Below are 22,928 nucleotides of genomic sequence, written 5' to 3' on the forward strand. Positions count from 1 at the left end.
TTCTGTGCGGCGGGCTGTTTTCAGGTGGTAACATAAGAGGTTTTCATGGCAGAGTTCATTTCATTGTATTCCGGTTCTTCCGGCAACAGCAGCGTGGTGCGCTGCGGTGCGCAGTACCTTATTGTGGATATGGGCAAGGGGGTACGCACTACCACAGCAGCGCTCAAATCGCTGGGACTAGCCGTCAGCGATTGCGCGGGCATCCTTGTCACCCACGAGCACAGCGACCACGTCAAGGGGCTTTCCACCTTCCTCAAAAAGAACCCGCTGCCGGTGTACGGTGCAGCGGCTACGCTGGATTTTCTGGATGCCAACGATATCGTGCCCGCCAACTGCGAACTGAACGCGCTGGAGGGCAGGGAAGAGGACATCGGCTGCTTCGGGGTACAGTCCTTCCCCACCAGCCACGATGTGCCCTGCGTAGGCTACCGCATCCATACCCCGGACGATAAGACCATGACCATCGCTACCGACCTTGGCACCCTGACCCCGCCGGTGCACGAAGCGCTTTCCGGCTGCGACCTTGTGGCGCTGGAAAGCAACTACGACCTGCACATGCTGCGCAGCGGGCCCTACCCCTATTATCTGCGCGCTCGCATCGAGAGCGTGCGGGGGCACCTTTCCAACGATGAGTGCTCCGCAAAGCTTTTGGAGCTGATCCAGAGCGGCTGCAAAAAGTTTGCCCTGTGCCATCTCTCGCAGGAGAATAACACGCCGACTCTTGCTTTGCAGACCGTGTTCACCACCTTGGGTGCAGCCGGTGTCGTGCCGGAAAAGGACTGCATCGTGCAGGCACAGCGTCGCAACGAGGTAAGCCCTGCATTAGAGTTCTGATTTGTCGCAAAATAAAGCCATCTGCAACAGCTGATTCCAAGGGTTTCACCCCCCGGTCATGCTGCGGCAGATGGCTTTTCATTTGCACGGCATTTCGCACTTATTTTAAAATTGTTTCTCTCAAAAAATATTCGGATTCGGTAGAAACAAAACGACTTATTCTGCGGCTTTCTGTACCCGGATATCACTGCCTAAAAACTGGATCTGTACAAAGGCCGCAAGGCGGCTGGAGATCTTTTCTGTATACAGCTTTTCCAGCAGCGCACCGTCCGTGATATTGGTGGTGACGATGGTGGGTAGCTTTGCGCCCAAGCGGTTATTCAGCAGGCTGTACAGATTCGTCAGGAAGAAGCTGGAGTTGAATTCCGTGCCCAGATCGTCCAAGATCAGCAGATCGGCGTTGCAGGCAGTCTGGAACAAAGTCTCCTCCTCGCCGCCGGGATCTGTGCCGAAATGCAGTGCTTCCAGCTTGCCGAAAAAGTCCGGGCAGGAGACATAGATCACATCATAGTTCTGCCGCAACACCTCCCCGGCAATGGCAAGGGCGGCATGGGTCTTGCCCAGCCCTGCGTTGCCTACCAGTAACAGGCTTTCGCGGGTGGCAGGGGAAAAGTCCGCGGCGTAATCCCGCAGGTCGGCCAGAACCTCGGCCATGTAGCTGCGCACGCTCTCGCCCAGCGTCTTGTCCACCGTGTTGGGGTAGTAGTCCAGCTGCATGGTGTCAAAGCTGGAGATGGACAGGCTGGACAGCTCCTCGATCTCCTTGCGGCGCAGCTGCTGCATCACCCGGCGCACACAGTCGCAGGTATGGCCGTCCACTGCGCCGGTGTCCTCGCACCGCTTGCAGGTGAACTTTGGCTCCAGCGCATCCGCAGGACGTCCGCTCTCAGCCAGCAGCGCGGTCAGCTTCTGCTTTGCCGCCGCAAGCGCAGCGGCAGCTTCGGTGCGGTCTTTGCCGGAGGCTCCGGCAATGGCACAGCGGATGCCCCGCACCCGCACCTCTTCCTCGGCGTGACGCAGCCCAGGGATGGCGGCCTCGGCTTCAGCCTGTGCATCTTGCGCCAAAGCGCGGGCGGTCTGCCGCCGCATGGCTACGGTGCGCAATGCCTGCTGATATAATTCGTTTTTGGTACGCATAAAGGCTCCTTACTCCGGCTTCTTGATCAGGGGACGGCGGCGAGTGGCGTTTTTCAGGATATCGTTTCCGCTGGGCGTGTCGCGGTCCACCCGGATATTCCGGCTTGCTCCGGCTGCGGCCACCGGGCCACGCACATCATGGATGCTGCGCAGACCCTTGGCGTTCCATGTTTTCAGGATGCTGTTCCAGTACCACAGATCCCGCTTGGGGCCGGCCTGTACGGCGGCTTCCTGCACCATGGCGTCATCATAGCCGTACACCTCGTACCAGCGTGCAATGGCCTTGCGCCCGCCCAGCGTCAGCTCCTCGGGGGTGATCTGCAACAGGCTGCTGACGTATTCCTCGCGGCTCTGGCGCAACGCCAGCAGCTTTAAGTGGGCATCGGCCTGCTCGCCGGTCTCTACGCCCTCGGCGCGCCAGACCTTCAGCTCATGGGTCACAGCGGCCATGGTGCGTTTGCCCCGGCTGGCCACATAGGCTACGCACAGCATCACAGTCTCAGGTGCAAAGCCTTCCTGCACATACAGGTTCACCAGCTTTTCCATCTCGGTGTGGGTCAGCGGACGGGCAAAGCTGGTCTGTGCGCAGTCGATCAGGCTGGAAATCATAGGGTCGGTGCGGCTGGCAGCGGCGATCTCCGCCCAGCGCATGGGGGCGGGAGCGCTGGGCTCTGCGCCCGGCGCGGCGTTCTCCTCGTAGCGCTCCAAAAGCCCCGCACCCGCCCAGAACGCCAGCGCGCTCTCGGCGCTGATGCGGCTGCGCAGCTTGAGGTCGGCGCAGAGCTTGTCCGGGTCGGTCACGCCAGTGGCCAGCACATATAGCGCCACCCGCACATTGTATTCTTCGGCAATGCCCAGCTTGGAGAACACCAGCTGCGGCACGGCGATGGTATCGCCCTTCAGTTCTTTCAAACGGTAGATCATGATTTCCTCGTTTGGTTTATTCGTTGGCAGTATCCGGCTCGGCGGGCGGCTCCCAAGGCTCGCAGTCCATCATATCCGGGCAGTTGTTCCAGCGCTCTGGTTCGGCATCGTAGGCGTCTTTCAGATACTGCGCAGCGGCGGCACGCCCTTCGTCTGTAAGCGGGAATACCTCCCGGCTGCGCAGGGCGGGGTCGGTCTTGTCGATCGTCCAAGGCGCGGGCCAGTAGTCCACTGTGAGGATCTTTTCCTCTTTGGTGGCATCCGCGCCGCCGTCCGGGTCCGGTACGGTGCGCTTGCCCGGGGTAAGCCGGTAGCGCAGCCCGGCCTCGTTGCCGCTGTAATCATTCTTGCACAAAAAGTAGTGCAGCAGGGGAACAAAGATCATGGTGCAGCTCGTCCTTTCCGGCAAAAGGCGCGGCCTTTTGCACAATCAATTCTATTATAAAGCCGCCGGGCTAAAATGCAACAACTTTTTGTGAAACGCCCTGCAAAAGCTGCCCCCGCTTACAGGAAATCCGGCCTTGACAGGGTCGCAGAAATATGGTAAAATATTGCCTGTTGCAGCAGATGTGCAATGTGCTACTGTGGCTCAGCTGGTAGAGCAGCTCACTCGTAATGAGCAGGTCGCCTGTTCGAATCAGGTCAGTAGCTCCAAAGAGAAACCCCCGAAAGTTGGCTTGTGAAGCCAGTTTTCGGGGTTTTTTGTTTGTGCGGCAGGGGATGGGAAAGTGGGCGATTGTGCCTTAATTACCCCTATTTATCTGGAAATTGCTTTATTTAGTGGCGCAAAAGACGGCGCAGTCAAAACCACCGGCTGAGCCGGTGGTTTTGACTTCCACAAGAAGAAAGAAGAGCACAAGGGGCGGAAGAACCCGAAATTAGCCCCCGGCGGCGCAGTGAGTGCGTGGCCGGGGGCTTTGGCGACCACAGAAGCATCAGGTAGGAACGGGTGCTGCTGAGAGAAGGCTCGGCGGCAGGCGTTTTGTCTGATACCTTTTTATAAAAAGCGTCCGGGTGGGCGCTTTGGGGAGCTAGTATACCCGTTATTTCTGTGACTGTGTGGGTCACAAAAGAGAGAATTACAGGAGCAGCCTATGCGGAAAAGCTACATCCGGGAAAAGAAGATCCGGTGCGGGGACGAGTACATGGCCGTTGGAGTGTATGCCGTGACGGATCAGGAGCACCGCAAGCGGGGAAAGAAGCGCAAGGAGAGCGACAAGGGGCAGAAGAGTCGGAATAAAGCCGCCAGCATGCGCAAGAAGCAGCGGAAGGTGCTGGCGAATTTTGATAAGCGCGGTTTTTTCCTGACCGGTACATACGAGGACTGCTACCTGCCGGATGACGAGGCTGCCTGCTGGAAGGACGTGGAGAACTACGCGCGGCGGGTGAAGTACGCCACCTGCAAGCGGTTTGGGGTGGAGAAGGAGAAGATCCGGCTGATGCTGTGGGCGGTGCTGCTGACGGCGGCGGCGAACGCGGCGGCGCTGGTGCCGGACACGGACCGGGACAGCGGCCAGAGCGTGCCGACTGTACTGATGGAGCCGCAGAGCGAGGACGAAAGGCCGGAGGTGGTACTGGATGGCAGCGGGACAGTATAAGAGAAGCATCGTGTGGAAGCCGCAGCCGAAACAGGCTGCCTTTATGCGGCGGTGCGAGGACGAGGCGCTATACGGCGGGGCGGCTGGCGGCGGCAAGAGCGACGCGCTGGTGATCGAGGCGCTGCGGCAGGTGAACGTGCCGCACTACCGCGGACTGATCGTGCGAAAGACCTACCCGCAGCTTTCGGAACTGATCGACAAGACGATGCAGTATTACAGGCCGGTCTTTCCGAAGGCGCGGTACAACGCTTCCAGCCATGTGTGGACCTTTCCCAGCGGGGCGAAGATCTATTTCGGGTCCATGTTCCGCACGCAGGACAAGTACAACTACCAAGGCAAAGCCTTTGATTTTATCGGGGTGGACGAGCTGACACACTTCACATGGGAGGAGTACAGCTACCTGATGAGCCGCAACCGACCCACAGGGCCGGGCACGGTGGTGTACATGCAGGCAAGGCGCATCCGGGAGGCAGAGCAGAACGACCCGATGCTGAAGGGCAGGGTGATCCAGGGAGTGGCAGACCCGGCCATCTTCAACGAGAGCCAGGGCGAGAGCATTGCGCAGATGCAGGAGAAGTACCCGTACTTTGTGACGTGGCGGCCGGGCGACCACACCCGCATTGCGGGCAAGATGCAGCTGCACTACCGGCTGGCATTTGACGCGGAGGGACGGCCGATGTTTCAGGTGTTTTGCCGGCATTTTATCCGCACCATCCCGAACCTTGTGTACGACGAGAGCAACGTGGAGGACATTGACACCACGCAGGAGGACCACATCTACGACGAGTGCCGGTATGTGCTGATGGAAAACCCCATCAGTCCCCGGCAGGTACGCAAAGAGGTGGTGCTGCGGGACGACCCGCTGGACATGGATGTGCACCGCAGCCCCATCCGGGTGATGCGGGTATAAGCAGAAGGAGAAGCGATGACAGGAAGATACGAGGGACAGTAGCCGAACACCGAACAGGACGGGGAGAAGCTGCATGATTGGCGAGGTTCAGAAGGTCGATGGGCAGAGTAGCCGAACACCGAACAGGACGGGGAGAAGCTGCTGCGGATCATGGCGATGGCCGCGCAGGCGGCTGGGGCGCAGCAGGCACCGGCGGACACAAGACCCGCAGAAGCGAACCCCGGCGGCATGAGCGAGGGAGACCGGATGGTGAGCACCGCGAGACCCGGCACCGGGCGGGATGATGCCATGCAGAGCCTTTTGCAGGGCGATGCAGGCGGGAGCGTACCGGCGGGAGTGGCTGCGGAGACGGTGATCGGGCCGGAGGAAGTAGCCAAGGCGGGAGAAATTTTGCAGCGGTACAAGACCGGCAAGGCGGCGCTAGACAAGCGGATCATTGAAAACGAGCTGTGGTTCCGGCTGGGGCACTGGAAAAACTACCAGAACAAGATGATGGAGGGAAAGCCGCAGCCTTCCAGCGGGTGGCTGTTCAACAGCATTGCCAACAAGCACGCGGACGCCATGGACAACTACCCGGAGCCGAACGTGCTGCCGCGAGCGGCGGACGACGAGGAGACGGCGAGGACCCTTTCCAAGGTGATCCCGGCGGTGCTGGAGCAGTGCAACTACGAGCAGGTGTACAGCGACACATGGTGGCGCAAGCTCAAGACCGGTACCGGCGTGAAGGGCATCTTCTGGGACCCGGTGCTGTGGGGCGGGCTGGGAGACATCAGCATCCAGAGTGTCAACCTGCTGATGCTGTACTGGGCGCCGGGGGTGGAGGACATTCAGCAGTCGCCGCACCTGTTCAGCCTGAGCCTTGAGGACAACGAGCAGCTGGTGGGGCGCTTCCCGCAGATGGAGGGGCACACCGGCGAGGGGCTGGACGTGGGGCAGTACATCCACGACGACGGCATTGACACCACCGACAAGAGCGTGGTGGTGGACTGGTACTACAAGAAGGCGCAGCCCGGCGGACAGACGGTGCTGCACTACTGCAAGTACTGCAACGGCGTGGTGCTGTATGCCAGCGAGAACGACCCGCAGCTGGCACAGCGGGGCTTTTACGACCACGGGAAGTACCCCTTTGTGTTTGACCCGCTGTTCATGGAGGAGGATTCCCCGGCGGGGTTTGGGTACATCGACGTGATGAAGGACACCCAGACCGCCATTGACGAGATGAACCACGCCATGGACGAGAATGTGAAGCTGGCGGCAAAGCAGCGCTTTGTGCTGAGCGACACGGCGGGAGTGAACGAGAAAGAGCTGGCGGACTTTAGCAAGGACATCGTGCACGTTGTAGGGCGGCTGAACAGCGACAGCTTTATGCCGCTGCAGACGAACGTGTTGAGCGGCAACTGCATGAACTACCGGGATGCCCGGGTGAGCGAGCTGAAGGAAGTGAGCGGCAACCGGGACGTGAGCCAGGGCGGTACCACCAGCGGCCTGACCGCTGCCAGTGCCATTGCGGCGTTACAGGAGGCGGGCAGCAAGCTGAGCCGGGACATGCTGAAGAGCGCGTACCGGGCGTTTGCGAAGGAGTGCTACCTGATCATTGAGCTGATGCGACAGTTCTACGACGAGCAGCGGGTGTACCGCATTACCGGCGAGAGCGGCGGGGTGGAGTATGCCACCTTCAGCGCGCAGCAGCTGCGCGGAGTGCCCGGCGGCGTCGTGGGCGGGGTGCAGCTGGGCGACCACGAACCGGTGTTCGACATTGTGGACGGAAAGATGAACCTGCAGTATTTCGCTGCAACGGAGGCGACCGCTGCCAGCGGCAGAAACAGGGAGCCGAGGTTGGGGCCGTGGCCAGCAGGACACGAGTGCCGCCCAAGGCACGAAGTGGACGCTGGGAGCCACAACCCGTTTGGTGGCATGGATCTGCAGCTGTTTGCAGATGGTAGTGCTGCTGCCGGAGAGGGCGGCGCAGAGGCAGCCCCGGCGGTGCAGGAGCCTGCGCTGCGTCCGGCACAGGAGCGGCTGGCACGGCGCAGCGGTGCACTGCGGGGAAAGGCAAGCCCGGCGGAACAGCCCCCTCAGCTGAGCGGTCAGCCGGAGATGCAGCCGCAGGAAGGTGAGAAGCCGACCGAGGAGAAGCCGCAGGAGCAGAAGACGGAAAAAACCCCGGAGGAAAAGCGCAAGGCCTTTGGGGCGCTGGTGCGGGACGGCGGCGAGTACAGCGACATTTTCAACGAGGTGATGCAGCAGGCCATCATCAAGGCGGGCGAGGCGGTGCACGCGGACCCCAAGGCGGCTGCCCTGCGGCAGGCGCTGAGCGAGGCCTACGGCATCGATGGCGAGGATGTGGACGGACTGATCGAGGCCGTGAAGAACGGCAAGGTGAAGGACGAGGCCTACTACGAGGAGCTGGCGCAGCAGCGGGGCGTGAGTGTGAAGACGGCGCAGCAGGCAGACAAAGCGGCGGCGCGGGCAGAAGGATACGCGCCCAAGGACGGCACCGTGCTGAGCGTGAACGGCAAGGGCGGCGCGGTGCGCCTGAACGCTGCGGACGTAGGGGCGATGGCTGCGGACAGGGGAGACCTTGTGCAGCAGGTGGTGCTGGAGGGCCGCACCCTGACCGTGGTGTTTACGGACGGTACGCAGCAGGCCTACACTACACAGGACACCACAGAGCTTACGGCCATGACCGGGGTGCTGCGCACAGCAAACGGCGGCACGGGGCTTGACCGGGCGATAACAGCGGCAGACGTAGGTGCCGTGGAAAAGGGCAGCGGGGACTACCTGAAGGGCAACCGGGGCAACTACCGGCTGCGCATTGAGCAGCGGGGCGAGTGGAAGGGGCTGACCGTATGCGCCCACTGGCACACCCCCGGCGCAAGCGCGGCCACGCTGGTGGAAAACGGTGTGCTGACCGTTCCGGCGGCGGTAACGGCAGTGCCCGGTGTGGGCTGCATCACATTTGAGGGTACGGACGGCAGCTGCACTGTGACCAGCGCCGATGTGCGGTGCAAAGTATGCGCCAACAGCGGCACGGCAGAGGGCGCAATGCCCGCACCGGCTACCCCGGCGTGGGAAGCGCTGGTAGGGATGCTGGGAACCGGCGGCATTACCACTGCGGAAAAGCGGGCGGTGCTGACCGTGCTGCGCACGCTGGCGGCGGGCAATGATGCAGCGGCAGCGGCCTGTGACCGCTTAGAGGCGCTGTGGGGCGCAGACGACCCGGACAACAGGAACACTGACCGGCTGAGCCTTGCAGTGCTGGGCAGAATGATCCTTGGGAGGAGCTAAGATGGGGTACACAAAACAGAATTTTATTGACGGCCAGACCCTAACCGCTGCCAAGCTGAACCACATGGAAGCAGGCATTGCAGCAGCGTGGGACATGGCCGGAAGCGGCACGGGCGGCGGCGCAGTGACGGGTATTCCCGGTGCGGCGGGGGACGGAGAGACGGACGACACGGAAGCACTGACGGCGGCGCTGAGCCAGAGCAACTGCGTGGTGGACGGAGGAAACAAAAAGTATAAGTACTTTGAGATCATCGTCAACAACGTTGAAGATCTGGAAGTTCGGAACGTGATCTTTTGGAAGGGCGCGAACATGGTGCTGGAGGGGTGCAAAAACATTCGGTTCGTCAACTGCACATGGGAAGGCATCAACCCGAACGGTGTAAACAAAATATGGACCTGCGGCATCCGGCTGCGGGGACGCATGGAGAACGGCGAGAGCATTTGGTGCGAAAACATTTGGATCGAAGGATGCATATTCCAGAATGTCTGGTATAACCCGTATGTGAATAACGGCAGACCGCAGGATGTTTCGGACGCTGCGATTTTACCATAGCTTTTTTAAATTTCTATCCATGCCCTCTGCGAGGAGGGCGACGGTGTATATCATCTACACCGTCCGGGAAGTGCAGATTTCTATCCACGCCCTCCGCGAGGAGGGCGACCGCAACGCCAAGGGGCAGCAGACCGTTCACTTTATATTTCTATCCACGCCCTCCGCGAGGAGGGCGACGGTGCCACGGTTGCCGAAGCAACTGCAAAGTATGAAATTTCTATCCACGCCCTCCGCGAGGAGGGCGACGGTAAATTGTCACGCTGGTGCTCTCTGATTGAGATTTCTATCCACGCCCTCCGCGAGGAGGGCGACGCGTTTTCAGATGTAGTATATGACGAGTTTATTCCTATTTCTATCCACGCCCTCCGCGAGGAGGGCGACGTGGCGCAATACGTCAACAAAAAAGCCATAGGTACAATTTCTATCCACGCCCTCCGCGAGGAGGGCGACCGCCGAAAAGCAAAATCGGAAACACAAAAGGCATCCAATTTCTATCCACGCCCTCCGCGAGGAGGGCGACAAAGCTGCAAAAAGCTGGGAACAGTCGGCAAGCATTTCTATCCACGCCCTCCGCGAGGAGGGCGACGAAAAGGTTGGCAAAGCAGCCAAAGACACAGCAAGCATTTCTATCCACGCCCTCCGCGAGGAGGGCGACTCAGCCACCAGTTCTTATGTGACTTCTACTACACAATTTCTATCCACGCCCTCCGCGAGGAGGGCGACTTTCAGATGGACACGAAAAAACCGCAGTTGTGGGATTTCTATCCACGCCCTCCGCGAGGAGGGCGACAGTGTCTTGATAGGCGGTCCCGCGCATCTCTTTTTATTTCTATCCACGCCCTCCGCGAGGAGGGCGACCAGTGTCTTGATAGGCGGTCCCGCGCATCTCTTTTTATTTCTATCCACGCCCTCCGCGAGGAGGGCGACTATCCGGACTTGTCACGCCCCACGTGCCGGAAAGATTTCTATCCACGCCCTCCGCGAGGAGGGCGACAGCAAAAACAGAGAGAAAACACCCTGCTTTTGTCTCATTATACACCTCTCTGCACAAATTGCAAAGAGATGCTTGCAAAACAAACCGCAAAATCACACCGTTACTTGCGCAAACGGCTGGTATTCCGGTGCGAAGCGTCCCGGAAAACCATGTGTGCTGCCGATTCGCACTGGCCGGACATCAAAAGATCAGCACGCTGTCTTGGGCAAATTCTGGGTGCAGTCCAACGTGCTCGACCTTGGTCTGGTAGTTGTTGCCCAGCTGGTAGAACCGCAGACTGTCCAAGGCAGGGTCGATCAGGGCGGTCAGCTCTGCTTTGAGAACTGCGTACTGCGAAGCGTTCAGCAGGCATTCGAACACGGAATTCTGCACCCGCTGCCCATGATCTACGCACTTCTTGGCAACCTTGCGCAGCCGCTTGCGTCCGGCAGAGGTCTCGGTGTTTACGTCGTAGGTAATCAGTACCAGCATGATTACACCTCATTTCCAGAAAAACGGAGGGTAAACCTCTAAATCGCCCCGCAGGGTGCGCGCCAGCAGCAACGCCTGCACATAAGGCACAAGCCCCCAGCAGAGCTTTTCCTTCAAAAACGGGTGGGTGATGACTTCGCGCTTTTTCTGCTGCCATGCGTTCAGGAATGCACGGCGTCCCTCCTCGGTCAGCAGAACGGCACCGTTTTCCTGCTTTTCAAAGTGCTTTGCATTCAGCACTTTCTGGTTGATACAGGACAACACGAACCGGTCAGCCAGAACGGTGCGCAGCTCTTCCATCAGATCCAATGCAAGGCTGCGCCGCCCGGGACGGGTGCGGTGCAGAAAGCCCACATAAGGGTCCAGCCCGGCACCCTCCAGCGCGGCGGCGCAATCGCTGGCCAGCAGGGAATAGGCAAAGGACAGCAGCGCGTTCACATTATCCAGCGGCGGTCTGCGGCTGCGGCAGGTGAACACAAAAGCATCGTTCTGTTGTAAGATCAGCGCGTTGAACCGGTCGAAGTACCGCTGTGCAGCTTCGCCCTCCAGCCCACGCAGCTGCTCCAGATCCTCGCAGCCTTCCACCAGCGGTAGGGCAGCCGCCAGTTGTGCGCTGGTCTGTTTCAATTCGTCCACGGGCACCCGCTGCGGGTGGTCCCGGGTGGCGCGCTCCAGCACCCAGCGGGCATTGTAAACCTTGCCCAGAATAAAGCTGCGGGCATAACTGCAACTGAGCGCCTCGCTGGCGGCAACGGCGTACTGGGTCTGCCGCAGCAATACGTTGCCGCGTTCCTCGCCCACAGTGCGCGCTAAAAAGCGCCCGCGCGGGGTATAAAAGCTCAGGTCGATGCCCATGCGCCCGCATTTGCCCATCAGCGCAGGGCTGGCACCGGCGTAACTGAAGCAGAGGATGCTTTCCAGCGTGTGCAGCGGCACCCGCCCGACCTCAGCTTTTCCACGGCTGACCACAACGTTTTCGCCGTCCAGCGTGAGGTAAGCGTCCTCGCTGAGGACGAACAGGGAGTTCAGGAATTGCCGCATGGTGTCACCTCCGTGGCCGTCTCGTCCAGATAGCGCCGCAGATAAGCCTTGGCGTCTGCCTTCTGGCAGAGCATCGGCAGACAGAGCTCTTTCAGGGAACAGGCGTTGCAGTGCTTGCCAGGCTTTACCTTTGGAGTGTAGCCGCGGGCAAAATACTGGTTCATTTCGTCTGCCATCTGCCGGGTGGTGCTGCGCAGTTCGTCGGTAAAAGGTACGACCTCCCGCCGCTTCGTCTCGCAGTAATACAGCGCCCCTTCCGGGATATGGCACACCAGCATTTCCTCCAGCGCCATGGCCTGTGCGCATAATTGCAGCCGGTCAGCATCGGTTTCCTTTGCGTGACCGTGCTTGTACTCCACCGGGTAGGGCTGCCAGCGCCCGGGGGTGCTTTGCAGCGGGATGCCATCCGCACAAGCCCGGAACTCCACCACGTCACAGTTGCCGGACATCCGCAGCCGGTGGCTGGTCACCCGCATTCCCCGAGTGATCAGAAAATCGCCTCGGCGCTCGGTGCGGGTGTCATCGTGGCAGCGGGCATGGTTCAGCTGTCCTTCAGTGGTGCGCAGATTTTCTGCCCATTGCTGCTCCAGATGGATCAGTGCCCACTGGCGGCGGCAGAAGGCAAAATGCTGGATGCCGGACATTTGCAGGTAGTCATCCGGCGCGTCCATCAGTGGAACCTCTCGCAGTGTACACCCTCCGGTAGGGTGTCGGCCACCGTAACGGTGTAGTCCTGATAGCTGCGGGGCGCGACCACCTCGGCCTTGTGCGCCACGGTAACGGCATCGAACAGCTTATAGGCGGGCGCATTGCCCAGCTCGGAATCGTGCTTGAACACGATCAGCTCCCGCACGGCCATCTTGCCGCGTGCAGCACTGTGGTCGTTCTCGAACATATTCAGGATAGCCTGCCACAGCAGCTGCAAGTCCTCTTCCGAGAAGCCGGTGGTCTTGCGAGCAAGATTGGCAGAAACGTAACCCTCGGCACGGTACAGGCCATAGGGCACGATATGCTTGTTGCCCATTTCACTGTTCTTCTTTTCAGCATCTGCCTCGGTGGTAATGGCTACGCGGGTAATGGTCACCTCCTGCGGCACGATAGGGTCAACAGAGCGGGCAAAGCTCAGCTGCACCGGCCCGCGCACCTGGCCGCAGTTCAGCGCACCCTTGACAAAGGTGGTCATCACGGCACCGAAGGTGCGGATATCGTAGAAATGTTCGCACATATAATCCCGCAGCTTGCGGTCGATATCCGGGTCGCTTTTCTTGGCTTTTTTCAGGTCGTCCTTGGGGGTCAGACCGTTGTGCTCCAGCGCCTCGGCATCGCTGCGGTTCAGGGGGACGCCCTCCTTGACATAGATGCGGTAATTGTCGGCATCGGGGGCGTCCTCCTTCAGCGTCTCCACATAGTTGCGGATCTTGCGCTTCAGGCAGACATCGGTTACCAGACCGTAGCCGGTCTCGGGGTCGATGCGGGGCATATTACCGGCATCGGGGTCGCCGTTGGGATTGCCGTTCTCTACATCGAACAGAATGACGAAATCGTAGCGGTTCTTGATAGGTGCAGACATTTTTTATTCCTCCTCGTTCTTTTTGACGTAACGTTTCTGGGTCTGGTGATAGTAGCCGATGGTGAATTTACCCTGATCCGGCAGACTGAGCCGGGCAGGGAAACCGCTCTCCGGCAGCTGTGCCATCAGTTCGGTGATCTGCTTATCGTAGTGGGTGGCAAGACCGTCATTCAGCTTGCGCAGATGCTTCTGGCTCAGCCGCAGCAGGGTGGGGAAGGACATACCCGGCGTGGCGCAGGCGGCGTTGAAATACCGGTCCTTGATGGTAGTGTTGATGCCGGGGTTGGCAGCTTTTTGCACAGCCTCCAGCACAGAGAACAGCCGTCCCAGAAGATAGGGGACATTGGTGGTTTCATTCAGGCTCACAGTATAGACCTCCTTGTTCAGTTCGGTAGGGTAATTACGCAGGTAATACGCTTTGATCACGGCAGTCCGGCCGCGGGTCACATTCTGCTCGGCACGGATACGCAGGGTCACACCGTTCAATAGGGTGGCGGGGTAACGCCCGCCGGTCAGCACGGCGCGCAGCAGGTCGCCTGCCAGCTGCGGGGACGGCTTTGCGGGCTGCCCGGGCACGGTGCGGGTGGTCTCATTCACCACAGCCCAGATGGGCAGGGTGCGGAATTTTTCTTTTTCCGAGCAGTCGATCTCCATTTCCTCGGCGTGCTTTTGCAGGTTTTGCGCAAAGCTGCCGAAGGTGTCCCGCAAAAAGAACCGCACCGAAAGACGCGCTGCATTGGGTGCCAGACCCAATAGATAAAAGTGCTGGTCGGGCGAAAGCTCTTTTTCCAGAAAAGGCACTGTCTGCCCGGCAGACAGCCGTTTGAGCGCGGCCTGTACATCGCTTTCCTGAATGCCGGCTGCTTCATCTGCCCCAAACAGGAACATGCTCATGGCGTCCTGATAGACCGGCTCTGCGTTTTCTGCCCAGCACAAAATGGTGGTATCGCCAACATGTTTGCAGTGGTTGCGATCAGCAAGCAGGCGGTTCAGTGCAGTGGTATAGGCAAAGGCGGCGTACTTGCTGACAGGGGCATTATCGCCCTGCTCGTGACCGTAGGAGCAGAAGGCCGGTGCGTTGAAGGATACCAGTGCTGCGCCGGAGCTTTGCGCCCCGGGTACACCGCTGATATTGGGATGTGTGCGCTCGATAGGGGCATATTTTCCGGTAATCAGGCATTGCCCCATGTCCGAATCAGCAGAGCGGTCGTTGTAGTGCGTCTGCCAAGCGTTCTGAATGGCAGGGTCGTCGTTGACAAAGCTGTGACTGTGGTCGGCAGCTTCGTAGCCAAAGATCAGGTTGGCGTTGCCGGTGATCTCCTTCCACTGCTCAGCCAATAGGGGATGCGCGGCAGCCTGCGCCGGATCCCAGCTGTCAAAATAAGCAAGGAGCGCCCGGGCTGCGGGGCTGTCTACGCCGTCCAGAATGGTGTGATGCAATTTGGCACAGGCCTTGAAGCAATCCGCAGCGCGCTCCGGCTTGCCTTTTTCGTCTGCGCCCAGCAAATAGGTAGAGTTGTCGCACAAAAAGTTGGCGGCAATGCCGGAGGAACGCTTTTCATGCGCCGGTACGCGCATTGCACGCGGGGCAAGGACTGTCTTTTTGCCCACGGTCTTTTCGGTGAGAAGGGGAACGACCCTAAGCAGCTGCCCGGCCTCATTCAACCGCAGCTCATAGCTCACCTTAAAGCTGTCATCCCAGCCGGGGGCAGAAAGCTTGCCCTGCCGGACAAGCTGCTCGTAATAGGCAGTAAGTGCCTGTAAGATCATGTAAACACCTCCACATCCCGGCAGTCCAACACGCCGTTTTCCAGCTTTGCCCGGAAGAACTGGGAGCGAATATTTTCCGGGTCGGAGTAGTCCAGATCGTACAGCATAAAGCCCAGATCCTGCGTGAGCGGCAGTGCGGGGATGTCCTCGGCCCTGCCGTGCCATTCCCGGAAGTTTGCCGGAAACTCCCGGCAGCCAAAGCAGGGCTGGTGATAGCACTGCCCCTTGGCAAGCCGCCGCCGCAAGATATCCTGAAATTTGCCCGGGTTATCGCCGGGTGCGGCTTTTTCGGTCATGGTAAAATGGCATTCGATCACGTAGTGCACATCCTGCAGCACCAGTGCGGCACGCTGCTGGATGTTCTCTGCCGTGCACAGCATGGGCACCTCGCCGCCCTTGGCTGCACTGAGCACCGCCGAGGACAGCAGGGTAGCCTTGACCTCATTGCGCCGGATGCTGGCAAACTGCACCGGCTTGAGCAGGTAGATGCGGTCGATATGGTACTTCATGCCCGGGTGCCAGTAAATGGCCTCCACCAGCCCGCGTGCCGCCGAGGGCGTCATGATGTCATAGGATACACGCTCGGTTTTCATCTCGGGTCTTGAAAAACAGGCGTAGTCGCCCCAGACCTCGATCAGCATGGACATGAACACCACCTCCTTTCATTGTTTATTTGAATCTTCAGACAAAGAGAAAACCTGCCCACTAAGATCACCTCGTTTTAAAAATCTTCAATTATTGTGTAATGAATGTATAAACGCATCTTCTGAGAAGAGGATAACACAATTCGAAACATAATACAAGAGGAAACTTGCAATTTAATATTTTTTTTCGTATACTGTTCCTGTCATCCGGTGAGCGCACTGGGATGTGGATAGAAATAATTAGTGGGTCATGGATGTATGACGGGGAAACGGCAGAGCGACAGATGCTTTGCCGTTTCTTCATTTATCAAATACTATATTACAACAAATAAAATACAATAAAAAGGACTTCTAAGGATTATCTTTGCCTTATTTTTAGCTTTTGGTCAGAAAAACAGACCTTTTCCGGTCTCCACGTCCATGGAAAGCCCGGTCTTAGGGTCGTACAGGGTGCGGTCAGTCAGGATAGCGCTGCCGTTGGGCAGTGGTTCCAACGCTCCGGCAGATTCCAGTGCCTGAAACTGCTGGGCATAACAGGCTACGCTGTAAGCGCCCAGCTTGCGGTAAAGTGTGCGGCTCACAGTCCCGCTGCGCAACTGGTCGCAAAGGCCTTTTCCTTCGCCAACAGGCAGGTAAACGGTGCGGGTGGGGGCTTCGATCAGATGGAACTGTTCAGCCACCTGTGCAAATGGGAAAATGCAGCCCGAGATCCCTTTGCGCAGGGCGTCCAGAATGCTGCTTGTGTCCAGTGCGGCCTCACCCCGCGCAAAATACAGCTCCTTAAAATAAGCTCTGACCGCCTCCGGGCTGTCCAGCGCTGCGGCGCAGCCTGCTGCGTACTGCATGGCGTGTACGTTCTGGCGCAGCATCTGCGGTACGCCGCAGCCTTCCAGCGTAAAACGGTATACTAGGCTCTCTTCCACGCTGCGGTGTCCCTCCCGGTTGCAGCGTCCGGCAGTCTGCAAAAGGGAGTCCAGCCCGCACTGCTCCCGGTATGCGGCGGGGAAATCCACGTCCACACCTGCTTCGATCAGCGAGGTGGAAACCACCCGGCAGGGCAGGCTTTCCCGTAACCGCTGCCGAATCTCTGCCAGCTGGCGGCGGCGGTCTGCGGCACACAATAGCGTGGTCAGGCAGTAACTGCCCTCGGCAGGCAAGGCGGCGTACACTTCCTGCGCCGTTTTGCGCCGGTTCACTACGCACAGCACCTGCGGCAGTGCGCAGAGCTGCGAAGTCAGCGCTTCCAGTGTAAGCTCTCCGGCATCGCAAAGGGTGGTGCGGCGCAGGGTGGTGTATAAGGTGGCAGTGTCCGGCACGATTTCCTGCAAGGGCAGTTCCGGCGCAAACTGCCGGAAATAGGGCTCTAATGCGGGCTGGGTGGCGGTGCATAACACGGCGGTGGCGTGGTAATGCCGCACAAGCTGTGCAATAGCACTGACGCAGGGCAGCAGATAACTGGTGGGCAGGGTCTGCGCTTCGTCAAAGATGACCACACTGTTCGCAATGTTGTGCAGCTTACGGCAGCGGCTGCTGCGGTTGGCGTACAGCGATTCAAAAAACTGCACCGCAGTGGTTACCACAACAGGTGCATCCCAGTTTTCGCTGGCCAGCAGCTGGCGGTACTGCGCCGGGGTCAGCTTTTCCTGTTCGAGGCTTTTATAGTCTGCGCAGGAGTAATCCGCCAGAACGTTTTCTGCGCCCAGAAGGTCTGCAAAAACAGCGGCAGTTTGGTCGATGATGGACATATACGGAATCACATAGATCACCCGCTTCATGCCCTGCGCAGCGGCCTGTTCCAGCGCAAAGGCAAGGGAGGCAAAGGTCTTGCCGCCGCCGGTGGGCACGGTGAGGGTATACAGCCCCGGTGCGCCGTGGGCACCTTTTTCCATGCAAGCCCGCAGCACGGCATTGCGCTGGCTGCTTACCGGCAAGGTGCTCTGTGCCGCAAGATAGCCAGCCGCCTTGGTACGCACCTTTTCCAGAAGAGAAGAAAGCGCGGTGCTGTTGCCCCGGGGCGCGGCCTGCCCGTTCATAAAAGTTTCGGTGTCGATAAAATCCGCATCCACAAGACAGGAGTAGAGCATCCGGGTAAAGAATGCAAAATCCAGTGGGTCGCGGTTTGCCCAGTCCGGCGGGGCGCTCTGGGGCAGGGTGACCTCGCGCCAGCCATCGTAAGGCTCCACCGGTTTTTTCAGCCGCCCGAACAGGGTGCCGTCGGCAGAATCGGCTGCCCTTTTATTGCCGCCATCCGGCAGACCGGTGTGGTGCCCGGCTACGGCAAAGGCGGCCTGAACGTGGGGCGCACAGCCCTTCATGGCTTCCTGTGCACCGGCGGTCGAGTGGTCGGTTGTAGCACCGCCCGCCAGCCGCTGCTGAAAGGCGGTGCTGTATTTGCCGATATCATGCAGCCACGCGGCGTATTCGGCCTCTTCTTTTGCACCAAAGGGTGCGGCAAAAGCTCCGGCAAGGCGCGCTGTGCCGGAAAGATGTTCGTAGACGGTCTGGGTGCGGGTGCCGTCCTCGGAAATATGTGCAAGTGCTTTTTCCATGTTGAAGCCTCCGTTTCTGGGTCAACGATACAACGACAGGGAATGCCTGTCAAGAATTGGCAGAAAGTTCGGCGGCCTGCACAGCCCGGGCGGCGTTTATCCGGCAGAACGCCCATAAAAAAGCCGCCGCACCCTGCTCGGAAACTCCGGCGGCAGAACGCGGCGGCATACTGTTACAAAAAACTTACTCAGAGATCTTCTGGCCAATCCAGATGCAGATGCAGGCACCGATTACCGAGATGGCAAAGGAAGAAAAGCTGCCGGAAGCGTGGATGCCCAGCAGGCCGAACAAAAACTCGCCCACAAAGCTGCCCAGCACACCCATCAGAATGTTACGGCCAAGGGAAGTTTCCGTGCCCATAAAGCGCCCGGCCAGATATCCGGCCAATGCGCCCACCAGCACGCCCACAAAAAGGGAAGCCAGCACACCTACCAGCGTCAGCAGGCCGGTCAGGCAGCCCACCAGTACGCACAGCAGGGCAACAATGAGCAAAATCGTTAAAGTGATCATAGTTTATACCTCCTTAAAAATTATGGCTCTGCCTGCTGTCCGGCGGCTTCGCGGGCAGTGCGGCAGATGTCCTTCAAACAGCATTTTTCGCATTCCGGCTTGCGGGCGTTGCACACCGCACGGCCGTGCATCACAAAGCGGTGGCAAAGGTCGCTGCCTTCCTCCGGCGGGATAATCTTCCATAGCGCCATCTCCACCTTTTGCGGCTCCTTGATGCCGTCCACAAGGCCGATCTTATTGCACAGCCGGATGCAGTGGGTGTCGGTAACGATGGCGGGCTTGCCGAATACATCCCCCATGATGAGGTTTGCGCTCTTACGCCCTACGCCGGGCAGGGCAAGCAATTCGTCAAAGGTGTCGGGTACCCGGCAGTCGTACTTGTCCCGCAGCATCCGCATACAAGCCGAGATATCCCGCGCCTTGGAGTGTCCCAGTCCGCAGGGTTTGACAATGGCTTCAATGTCCTCCGGCTCGGCGGCAGCCAGTGCCGCTACGCTTGGGTATTTTGCAAACAACTCCTCCACCACAATGTTCACCCGGGCATCCGTGCACTGGGCGGCCAGCCGCACGCTGACCAGCAGCTGCCATGCGTGGTCGTAGTCCAAGGTGCAACCAGCATCCGGGTATTCGGCCTTGAGACGCCGGATGACCTCCAGCGCCAGCGCTTTTTTTGCAGTAAGATCCTCCGGGGCTTTTTTTCGTACCGGCATGGGACAAACCTCCTTTAAAAGGGAATACCTGAATCATACCATGTTTGACAGGATTTGTAAATGTTTGCAGGGCATTATCTGAGAATGATTTTCAGAAAAGCCCTTGTCCTCCTTTTCTAAATGCGCTATACTATATAAAAAGTGCCTTGCGGGCAGGAAAGGAGAAACCACCATGAATGAACCACTTGCGCAGCGCCTGCGTCCCAAAACGCTGGCAGATGTGTGCGGGCAGCAGCATCTGCTGGCTCCGGGGCGGGTGTTCCGCCGCACCATCGAGAGCGGACGCATCCCCAACATGATCTTTTACGGCCCCTCCGGCACCGGAAAGACCACGGTGGCACGCATCATTGCCGAGAACAGCGGCATGACCCTGCACAAGCTCAACGGCACCTCCTGCGGCACTGGAGATATCAAGGCGGTGCTCAAGGATATCGGCACGCTGGCAGCGGCGGGCGGCATTCTGCTGTATCTGGACGAGATCCAGTACCTGAACAAAAAGCAGCAGCAGAGCCTTTTGGAATGTATCGAGGACGGCAGCGTCACCCTGATCGCCTCCACCACCGAGAACCCCTATTTCTACATCTATAACGCGCTGCTTTCCCGCTGCACGGTGTTTGAGTTCAAGCCCCTTGCCGCATCGGACGTTGAGCGCGGGGTGCGCAACGCCGTGCAGCGCCTTTCCGAAGGGGAGCAGGTGCCGGTGTGCATGGACGAGGACGCCTGCGCCTATCTGGCCGAAAGCGCCGGGGGCGATCTGCGCAAGGCACTGGGCTGTCTGGACTTTGCGGTCACGGCTGCGCCGGTGGAAAACGGAGAAAAACGCATTACCTTAGATATGATCCGGCAGGTCACCCGCCGCACCGCCATGCGCTACGACCGGGAGGGCGACGACCACTACGACATCGTGTCTGCCTATCAGAAGTCCATGCGCGGCTCCGACCCGGACGCGGCGCTGCACTATCTGGCACGCCTACTGGAAGCGGGCGACCTGCCCTCTGCCTGCCGCCGCCTGATGGTGTGTGCCTGCGAGGATGTGGGGCTTGCCTATCCGCAGATCATCCCCATCGTCAAGGCGGCGGTGGATGCCGCCAACATGGTGGGTCTGCCGGAGGCGCGTCTGCCGCTTGCGGACGCAGTCATTCTGGTGGCCACCAGCCCTAAATCCAACAGCGCCCACGATGCCATCAACGCAGCCATTGCGGATGTGCAGGCCGGGCGCACCGGACCCATCCCGCGTCAGCTGCAAAACAAGCACTTTGACGGTGAGGATGCACTGGTAAAGGGGCAGAACTACAAATATGCCCACAGCTACGCCAACCACTGGGTACAGCAGCAGTATCTGCCGGATGTGCTGAAGGATACCAAGTACTACACCTTTGGCGACAACAAGACCGAACAGGCCGCCCGGGCGTACTGGGCAAAGATCAAAGGGGAAGAAAACGTCTGAACCGTGTGAAAAAGGAGGATGGATATGCGTTATTCAAAACAGCGGGAGCTTGTCATGCAGACGGTGCAGCAGCTGTGCGACCACCCGACTGCGGAGGAAATCTACGATAAAGCCGCGCAGGAGTGCCCGAATCTGAGCCTTGGCACCGTATACCGCAACCTGAACAGTCTGGTGGAGGCCGGGCGGGTGCGCCGGGTGTCCATTCCCGGCAAGGCGGACCGCTTTGACCACACCCTGCCGTGGCACAGCCACCTGTACTGCACCGTCTGCGGCGGCGTCACCGATGCAGAGGTAGACGGAAAACAGGTGATGGAGCTGGTCAAAAACCAGAAGGGCAGGGTGCAGGACTGCGCCGTGGTGCTGCTGGGCGTGTGCGAAGAGTGCTGCCGCAGGCAGGATGCAGAGGCCGCAGTGGCTAAACAGGCATAAAATTTGCGTGTTTCCTCTTGCCCGCAGCGGCCAAACAGGGTATACTAAAGAGTGTCTTTTATAGAATGGCAGAAAATAGAGTTTCGCCGCACGGGGCTACCCTGCCCGGCGGAGAAGGATGGTTTGCTTGGAATACATTAACTTTGAACATAATACCGTTGCCGCCGAGCTGGTGCGGCAGACCTACGACACCCCGCCGCTGGCCTTTGTGCACAGCTACGGCTGTCAGCAGAACGTCAACGACGGCGAGCGCATTAAGGGCGTGCTGGTAGATATCGGCTACGGCCTGTGCGATAAGCCGGAGGATGCCGACCTGATTTTGTTCAACACCTGCGCTGTGCGTGAGCACGCCGAGCAGCGGGTGTTCGGCAATGTGGGCGCGCTGAAGGGCCTTAAGGAAAAAAAGCCCGGCCTCATCATCGGCCTGTGCGGCTGCATGGCCAACCAGAAGCATGTTGTGGAAAAGCTGCGCAAGAGCTACCCCTATGTGGATCTGGTGTTCGGCGTGGACGGCATCGACACCCTGCCGCAGCTGATTGCCCAGAAGCTGCAAAAGCATAAGCGGGTGCTGCTGGACCCCGCACAGCGTCCGGTCATCGTGGAGAACATCCCCATCCGGCGCGAGAGCGAGTTCCGCGCATGGTTGCCCATCATGTACGGCTGCGATAACTTCTGCACCTACTGCATCGTGCCCTACGTCCGCGGCCGCGAGAAGAGCCGCAAACCCGGCGATATCCTTGCCGAGTTCCGCAGCCTTGTGGAGGCGGGCTATAAGGAGATCACCCTGCTGGGTCAGAACGTGAACAGCTACGGTAAGGGGCTGGAGGAGCAGATTGATTTCTCCGACCTGCTCAACCTGCTGTGCACCGTGCCTGGCGATTACCACATCCGCTTTATGACCAGCCACCCCAAGGACGCCAGCCATAAGCTCATTGATACCATTGCCGCCCAGCCGAAGCTGTGCAAGCACCTGCATCTGCCGGTGCAGTGTGGTTCCGACCGGCTTTTGCAGCAGATGAACCGCCACTACACGGTGGAACAGTATCTGGAGCTCATCGACTACGCCCGCAAGACCGTGCCCGGCATCACCTTCTCCAGCGATATCATCGTGGGCTTCCCCGGCGAGACCGAGGAGGACTTTGTAAAAACGCTGGAACTGGTACGCAAAGTGGGTTATATGCAGCTGTTCACCTTTATCTACTCCAAGCGCACCGGCACTAAGGCTGCCGAAATGCCGGACCCCACCCCCCGCAAGGAAAAGACCGACCGCATGACCCGCCTGCTGGCAACGCAGGACGAGATCGCCATGGCACTGGTCAAGGCGCAGGTAGGGCAGACCGTCCGGGTGCTGGTGGAGGGCTTCGGCCGCAATGAGGGTACCCTTTCCGGCCGGCTCGATAACAATCTGACCGTGGAGTTTGCCGCCGACCCGGCACTGCTGGGCAGCTACGCGACTGTACATCTTACCGGCGCCCGCGCCACCGTGCTGCTGGGTGAAGTGGAAGCATAAAAACGTGATTCCGGGGCAAACTGCCCCAGAAAGAATAA

Annotated in this window: 20 protein-coding genes, 1 tRNA gene and 1 CRISPR repeat array; of the genes, 9 read left to right on the top strand and 12 right to left on the bottom strand. The window is 59.4% G+C overall.

Annotated elements, in window-relative coordinates; genetic code table 11:
* Positions 1–45: 45 nt before the first annotated feature.
* Positions 46–834, top strand: a complete 789-nt coding sequence (locus WMO44_RS02315; RefSeq protein WP_249254317.1) for an MBL fold metallo-hydrolase — start codon at positions 46–48, stop codon at positions 832–834.
* A gap of 156 nt (positions 835–990) precedes the next feature.
* On the opposite strand, the gene WMO44_RS02320 is transcribed toward WMO44_RS02315, so the two are convergent.
* The 3 genes from WMO44_RS02320 to WMO44_RS02330 are packed head-to-tail and all read right to left on the bottom strand — an operon-like array spanning position 991 to position 3,280.
* Positions 991–1,971: an ATP-binding protein gene (locus WMO44_RS02320; RefSeq protein ID WP_349151612.1), complete on the bottom strand. Its 981-nt coding sequence runs from the start codon at positions 1,969–1,971 to the stop codon at positions 991–993.
* Positions 1,972–1,980: 9 nt separating this feature from the next.
* On the bottom strand, positions 1,981–2,895 hold the full coding sequence (locus WMO44_RS02325) for a DnaD domain-containing protein (RefSeq protein WP_055184214.1): 915 nt from the start codon (positions 2,893–2,895) through the stop codon (positions 1,981–1,983).
* Between the two features lie 16 nt (positions 2,896–2,911).
* Positions 2,912–3,280, bottom strand: coding sequence for a hypothetical protein (locus tag WMO44_RS02330; protein ID WP_349151613.1), 369 nt, complete (start codon positions 3,278–3,280; stop codon positions 2,912–2,914).
* 193 nt (positions 3,281–3,473) lie between these two features.
* On the opposite strand from WMO44_RS02330, the gene WMO44_RS02335 reads away from it, so the two are divergent.
* The 5 genes from WMO44_RS02335 (at position 3,474) to WMO44_RS02355 (ending at position 9,244) form a co-directional block, all read left to right on the top strand.
* Positions 3,474–3,549: transfer RNA gene (locus WMO44_RS02335), tRNA-Thr, on the top strand.
* Between the two features lie 440 nt (positions 3,550–3,989).
* Positions 3,990–4,493, top strand: a complete 504-nt coding sequence (locus WMO44_RS02340) for a hypothetical protein (RefSeq protein ID WP_349151614.1) — start codon at positions 3,990–3,992, stop codon at positions 4,491–4,493.
* A complete protein-coding gene (locus WMO44_RS02345; protein ID WP_349151615.1) occupies positions 4,474–5,403 on the top strand; it encodes a terminase large subunit domain-containing protein in 930 nt (309 codons plus the stop codon). The genes WMO44_RS02340 and WMO44_RS02345 overlap by 20 nt, the downstream gene beginning before the upstream one ends.
* A gap of 150 nt (positions 5,404–5,553) precedes the next feature.
* Positions 5,554–8,691 carry a portal protein gene (locus WMO44_RS02350; RefSeq protein ID WP_349151616.1) on the top strand — a complete coding sequence of 1,046 codons (3,138 nt, stop codon included), beginning with the start codon at positions 5,554–5,556 and terminating at the stop codon, positions 8,689–8,691.
* Between the two features lies 1 nt (position 8,692).
* Entirely contained in the window at positions 8,693–9,244 is a 552-nt protein-coding gene (locus WMO44_RS02355; protein WP_055184224.1) for a hypothetical protein, read from the top strand.
* A 9-nt stretch (positions 9,245–9,253) separates the two neighbouring features.
* Positions 9,254–10,238: a CRISPR direct-repeat array (repeat unit 33 nt; unit sequence ATTTCTATCCACGCCCTCCGCGAGGAGGGCGAC).
* A gap of 180 nt (positions 10,239–10,418) precedes the next feature.
* On the opposite strand, the gene cas2 is transcribed toward WMO44_RS02355, so the two are convergent.
* The 9 genes from cas2 to WMO44_RS02400 form a co-directional block, all read right to left on the bottom strand.
* On the bottom strand, positions 10,419–10,709 hold the full coding sequence (gene cas2, locus WMO44_RS02360; protein ID WP_055184225.1) for a CRISPR-associated endonuclease Cas2: 291 nt from the start codon (positions 10,707–10,709) through the stop codon (positions 10,419–10,421).
* A 9-nt stretch (positions 10,710–10,718) separates the two neighbouring features.
* Complete coding sequence (gene cas1c, locus WMO44_RS02365) at positions 10,719–11,750, bottom strand: type I-C CRISPR-associated endonuclease Cas1c (RefSeq protein WP_349151617.1); 1,032 nt, start codon at positions 11,748–11,750, stop codon at positions 10,719–10,721.
* Positions 11,735–12,421 (bottom strand): CRISPR-associated protein Cas4, encoded by a 687-nt coding sequence (cas4, locus tag WMO44_RS02370; RefSeq protein WP_349151618.1) that lies wholly within the window; start codon positions 12,419–12,421, stop codon positions 11,735–11,737. Before cas4 ends, cas1c begins: the two co-directional genes overlap by 16 nt.
* A complete protein-coding gene (gene cas7c, locus WMO44_RS02375) occupies positions 12,421–13,320 on the bottom strand; it encodes a type I-C CRISPR-associated protein Cas7/Csd2 (RefSeq protein ID WP_118657551.1) in 900 nt (299 codons plus the stop codon). Before cas7c ends, cas4 begins: the two co-directional genes overlap by 1 nt.
* 3 nt (positions 13,321–13,323) lie before the next feature.
* Positions 13,324–15,090: a type I-C CRISPR-associated protein Cas8c/Csd1 gene (cas8c, locus tag WMO44_RS02380; protein ID WP_349151619.1), complete on the bottom strand. Its 1,767-nt coding sequence runs from the start codon at positions 15,088–15,090 to the stop codon at positions 13,324–13,326.
* The gene (gene cas5c / locus WMO44_RS02385; RefSeq protein WP_055184232.1) at positions 15,087–15,737 is read right to left on the bottom strand and encodes a type I-C CRISPR-associated protein Cas5c; all 651 of its coding nucleotides are present in this window, start codon (positions 15,735–15,737) and stop codon (positions 15,087–15,089) included. Before cas5c ends, cas8c begins: the two co-directional genes overlap by 4 nt.
* A gap of 383 nt (positions 15,738–16,120) precedes the next feature.
* On the bottom strand, positions 16,121–18,283 hold the full coding sequence (gene cas3, locus WMO44_RS02390) for a CRISPR-associated helicase Cas3' (RefSeq protein ID WP_349151620.1): 2,163 nt from the start codon (positions 18,281–18,283) through the stop codon (positions 16,121–16,123).
* A 184-nt stretch (positions 18,284–18,467) separates the two neighbouring features.
* Positions 18,468–18,794, bottom strand: coding sequence for a GlsB/YeaQ/YmgE family stress response membrane protein (locus tag WMO44_RS02395; protein ID WP_097780404.1), 327 nt, complete (start codon positions 18,792–18,794; stop codon positions 18,468–18,470).
* Positions 18,795–18,814: 20 nt separating this feature from the next.
* The gene (locus WMO44_RS02400; protein WP_112089789.1) at positions 18,815–19,504 is read right to left on the bottom strand and encodes an endonuclease III domain-containing protein; all 690 of its coding nucleotides are present in this window, start codon (positions 19,502–19,504) and stop codon (positions 18,815–18,817) included.
* A gap of 172 nt (positions 19,505–19,676) precedes the next feature.
* Between WMO44_RS02400 and WMO44_RS02405 the strand changes: the two genes are divergently transcribed.
* From WMO44_RS02405 to miaB, 3 genes are all read left to right on the top strand, one after another.
* A complete protein-coding gene (locus WMO44_RS02405) occupies positions 19,677–20,951 on the top strand; it encodes a replication-associated recombination protein A (RefSeq protein ID WP_349151621.1) in 1,275 nt (424 codons plus the stop codon).
* A gap of 24 nt (positions 20,952–20,975) precedes the next feature.
* The gene (locus tag WMO44_RS02410) at positions 20,976–21,380 is read left to right on the top strand and encodes a Fur family transcriptional regulator (protein ID WP_349151622.1); all 405 of its coding nucleotides are present in this window, start codon (positions 20,976–20,978) and stop codon (positions 21,378–21,380) included.
* A 118-nt stretch (positions 21,381–21,498) separates the two neighbouring features.
* The gene (gene miaB, locus WMO44_RS02415; RefSeq protein ID WP_113991947.1) at positions 21,499–22,890 is read left to right on the top strand and encodes a tRNA (N6-isopentenyl adenosine(37)-C2)-methylthiotransferase MiaB; all 1,392 of its coding nucleotides are present in this window, start codon (positions 21,499–21,501) and stop codon (positions 22,888–22,890) included.
* Positions 22,891–22,928: the final 38 nt, after the last annotated feature.

The sequence above is a fragment of the Faecalibacterium tardum genome (genome assembly GCF_040096515.1).
In the GTDB taxonomy this organism is placed as follows: Bacteria; Bacillota; Clostridia; order Oscillospirales; family Ruminococcaceae; genus Faecalibacterium; species Faecalibacterium tardum.

Bases quoted from the DNA above. Each gene is read 5' to 3' on its own strand.
- WMO44_RS02405 (WP_349151621.1), top strand. From the start codon at position 19,677: ATGAATGAACCACTTGCGCAGCGCCTGCGTCCCAAAACGCTGGCAGAT.
- WMO44_RS02340 (WP_349151614.1), top strand. From the start codon at position 3,990: ATGCGGAAAAGCTACATCCGGGAAAAGAAGATCCGGTGCGGGGACGAG.
- WMO44_RS02315 (WP_249254317.1), top strand. From the start codon at position 46: ATGGCAGAGTTCATTTCATTGTATTCCGGTTCTTCCGGCAACAGCAGC.
- WMO44_RS02410 (WP_349151622.1), top strand. From the start codon at position 20,976: ATGCGTTATTCAAAACAGCGGGAGCTTGTCATGCAGACGGTGCAGCAG.
- WMO44_RS02350 (WP_349151616.1), top strand. From the start codon at position 5,554: ATGGCGATGGCCGCGCAGGCGGCTGGGGCGCAGCAGGCACCGGCGGAC.
- cas1c (WP_349151617.1), bottom strand. From the start codon at position 11,750: ATGCGGCAATTCCTGAACTCCCTGTTCGTCCTCAGCGAGGACGCTTAC.
- WMO44_RS02345 (WP_349151615.1), top strand. From the start codon at position 4,474: ATGGCAGCGGGACAGTATAAGAGAAGCATCGTGTGGAAGCCGCAGCCG.
- WMO44_RS02325 (WP_055184214.1), bottom strand. From the start codon at position 2,895: ATGATCTACCGTTTGAAAGAACTGAAGGGCGATACCATCGCCGTGCCG.
- WMO44_RS02400 (WP_112089789.1), bottom strand. From the start codon at position 19,504: ATGCCGGTACGAAAAAAAGCCCCGGAGGATCTTACTGCAAAAAAAGCG.
- cas2 (WP_055184225.1), bottom strand. From the start codon at position 10,709: ATGCTGGTACTGATTACCTACGACGTAAACACCGAGACCTCTGCCGGA.
- cas4 (WP_349151618.1), bottom strand. From the start codon at position 12,421: ATGGACGCGCCGGATGACTACCTGCAAATGTCCGGCATCCAGCATTTT.
- cas8c (WP_349151619.1), bottom strand. From the start codon at position 15,090: ATGATCTTACAGGCACTTACTGCCTATTACGAGCAGCTTGTCCGGCAG.
- cas3 (WP_349151620.1), bottom strand. From the start codon at position 18,283: ATGGAAAAAGCACTTGCACATATTTCCGAGGACGGCACCCGCACCCAG.
- miaB (WP_113991947.1), top strand. From the start codon at position 21,499: ATGGTTTGCTTGGAATACATTAACTTTGAACATAATACCGTTGCCGCC.
- WMO44_RS02355 (WP_055184224.1), top strand. From the start codon at position 8,693: ATGGGGTACACAAAACAGAATTTTATTGACGGCCAGACCCTAACCGCT.
- WMO44_RS02320 (WP_349151612.1), bottom strand. From the start codon at position 1,971: ATGCGTACCAAAAACGAATTATATCAGCAGGCATTGCGCACCGTAGCC.
- WMO44_RS02330 (WP_349151613.1), bottom strand. From the start codon at position 3,280: ATGATCTTTGTTCCCCTGCTGCACTACTTTTTGTGCAAGAATGATTAC.
- cas7c (WP_118657551.1), bottom strand. From the start codon at position 13,320: ATGTCTGCACCTATCAAGAACCGCTACGATTTCGTCATTCTGTTCGAT.
- WMO44_RS02395 (WP_097780404.1), bottom strand. From the start codon at position 18,794: ATGATCACTTTAACGATTTTGCTCATTGTTGCCCTGCTGTGCGTACTG.
- cas5c (WP_055184232.1), bottom strand. From the start codon at position 15,737: ATGTCCATGCTGATCGAGGTCTGGGGCGACTACGCCTGTTTTTCAAGA.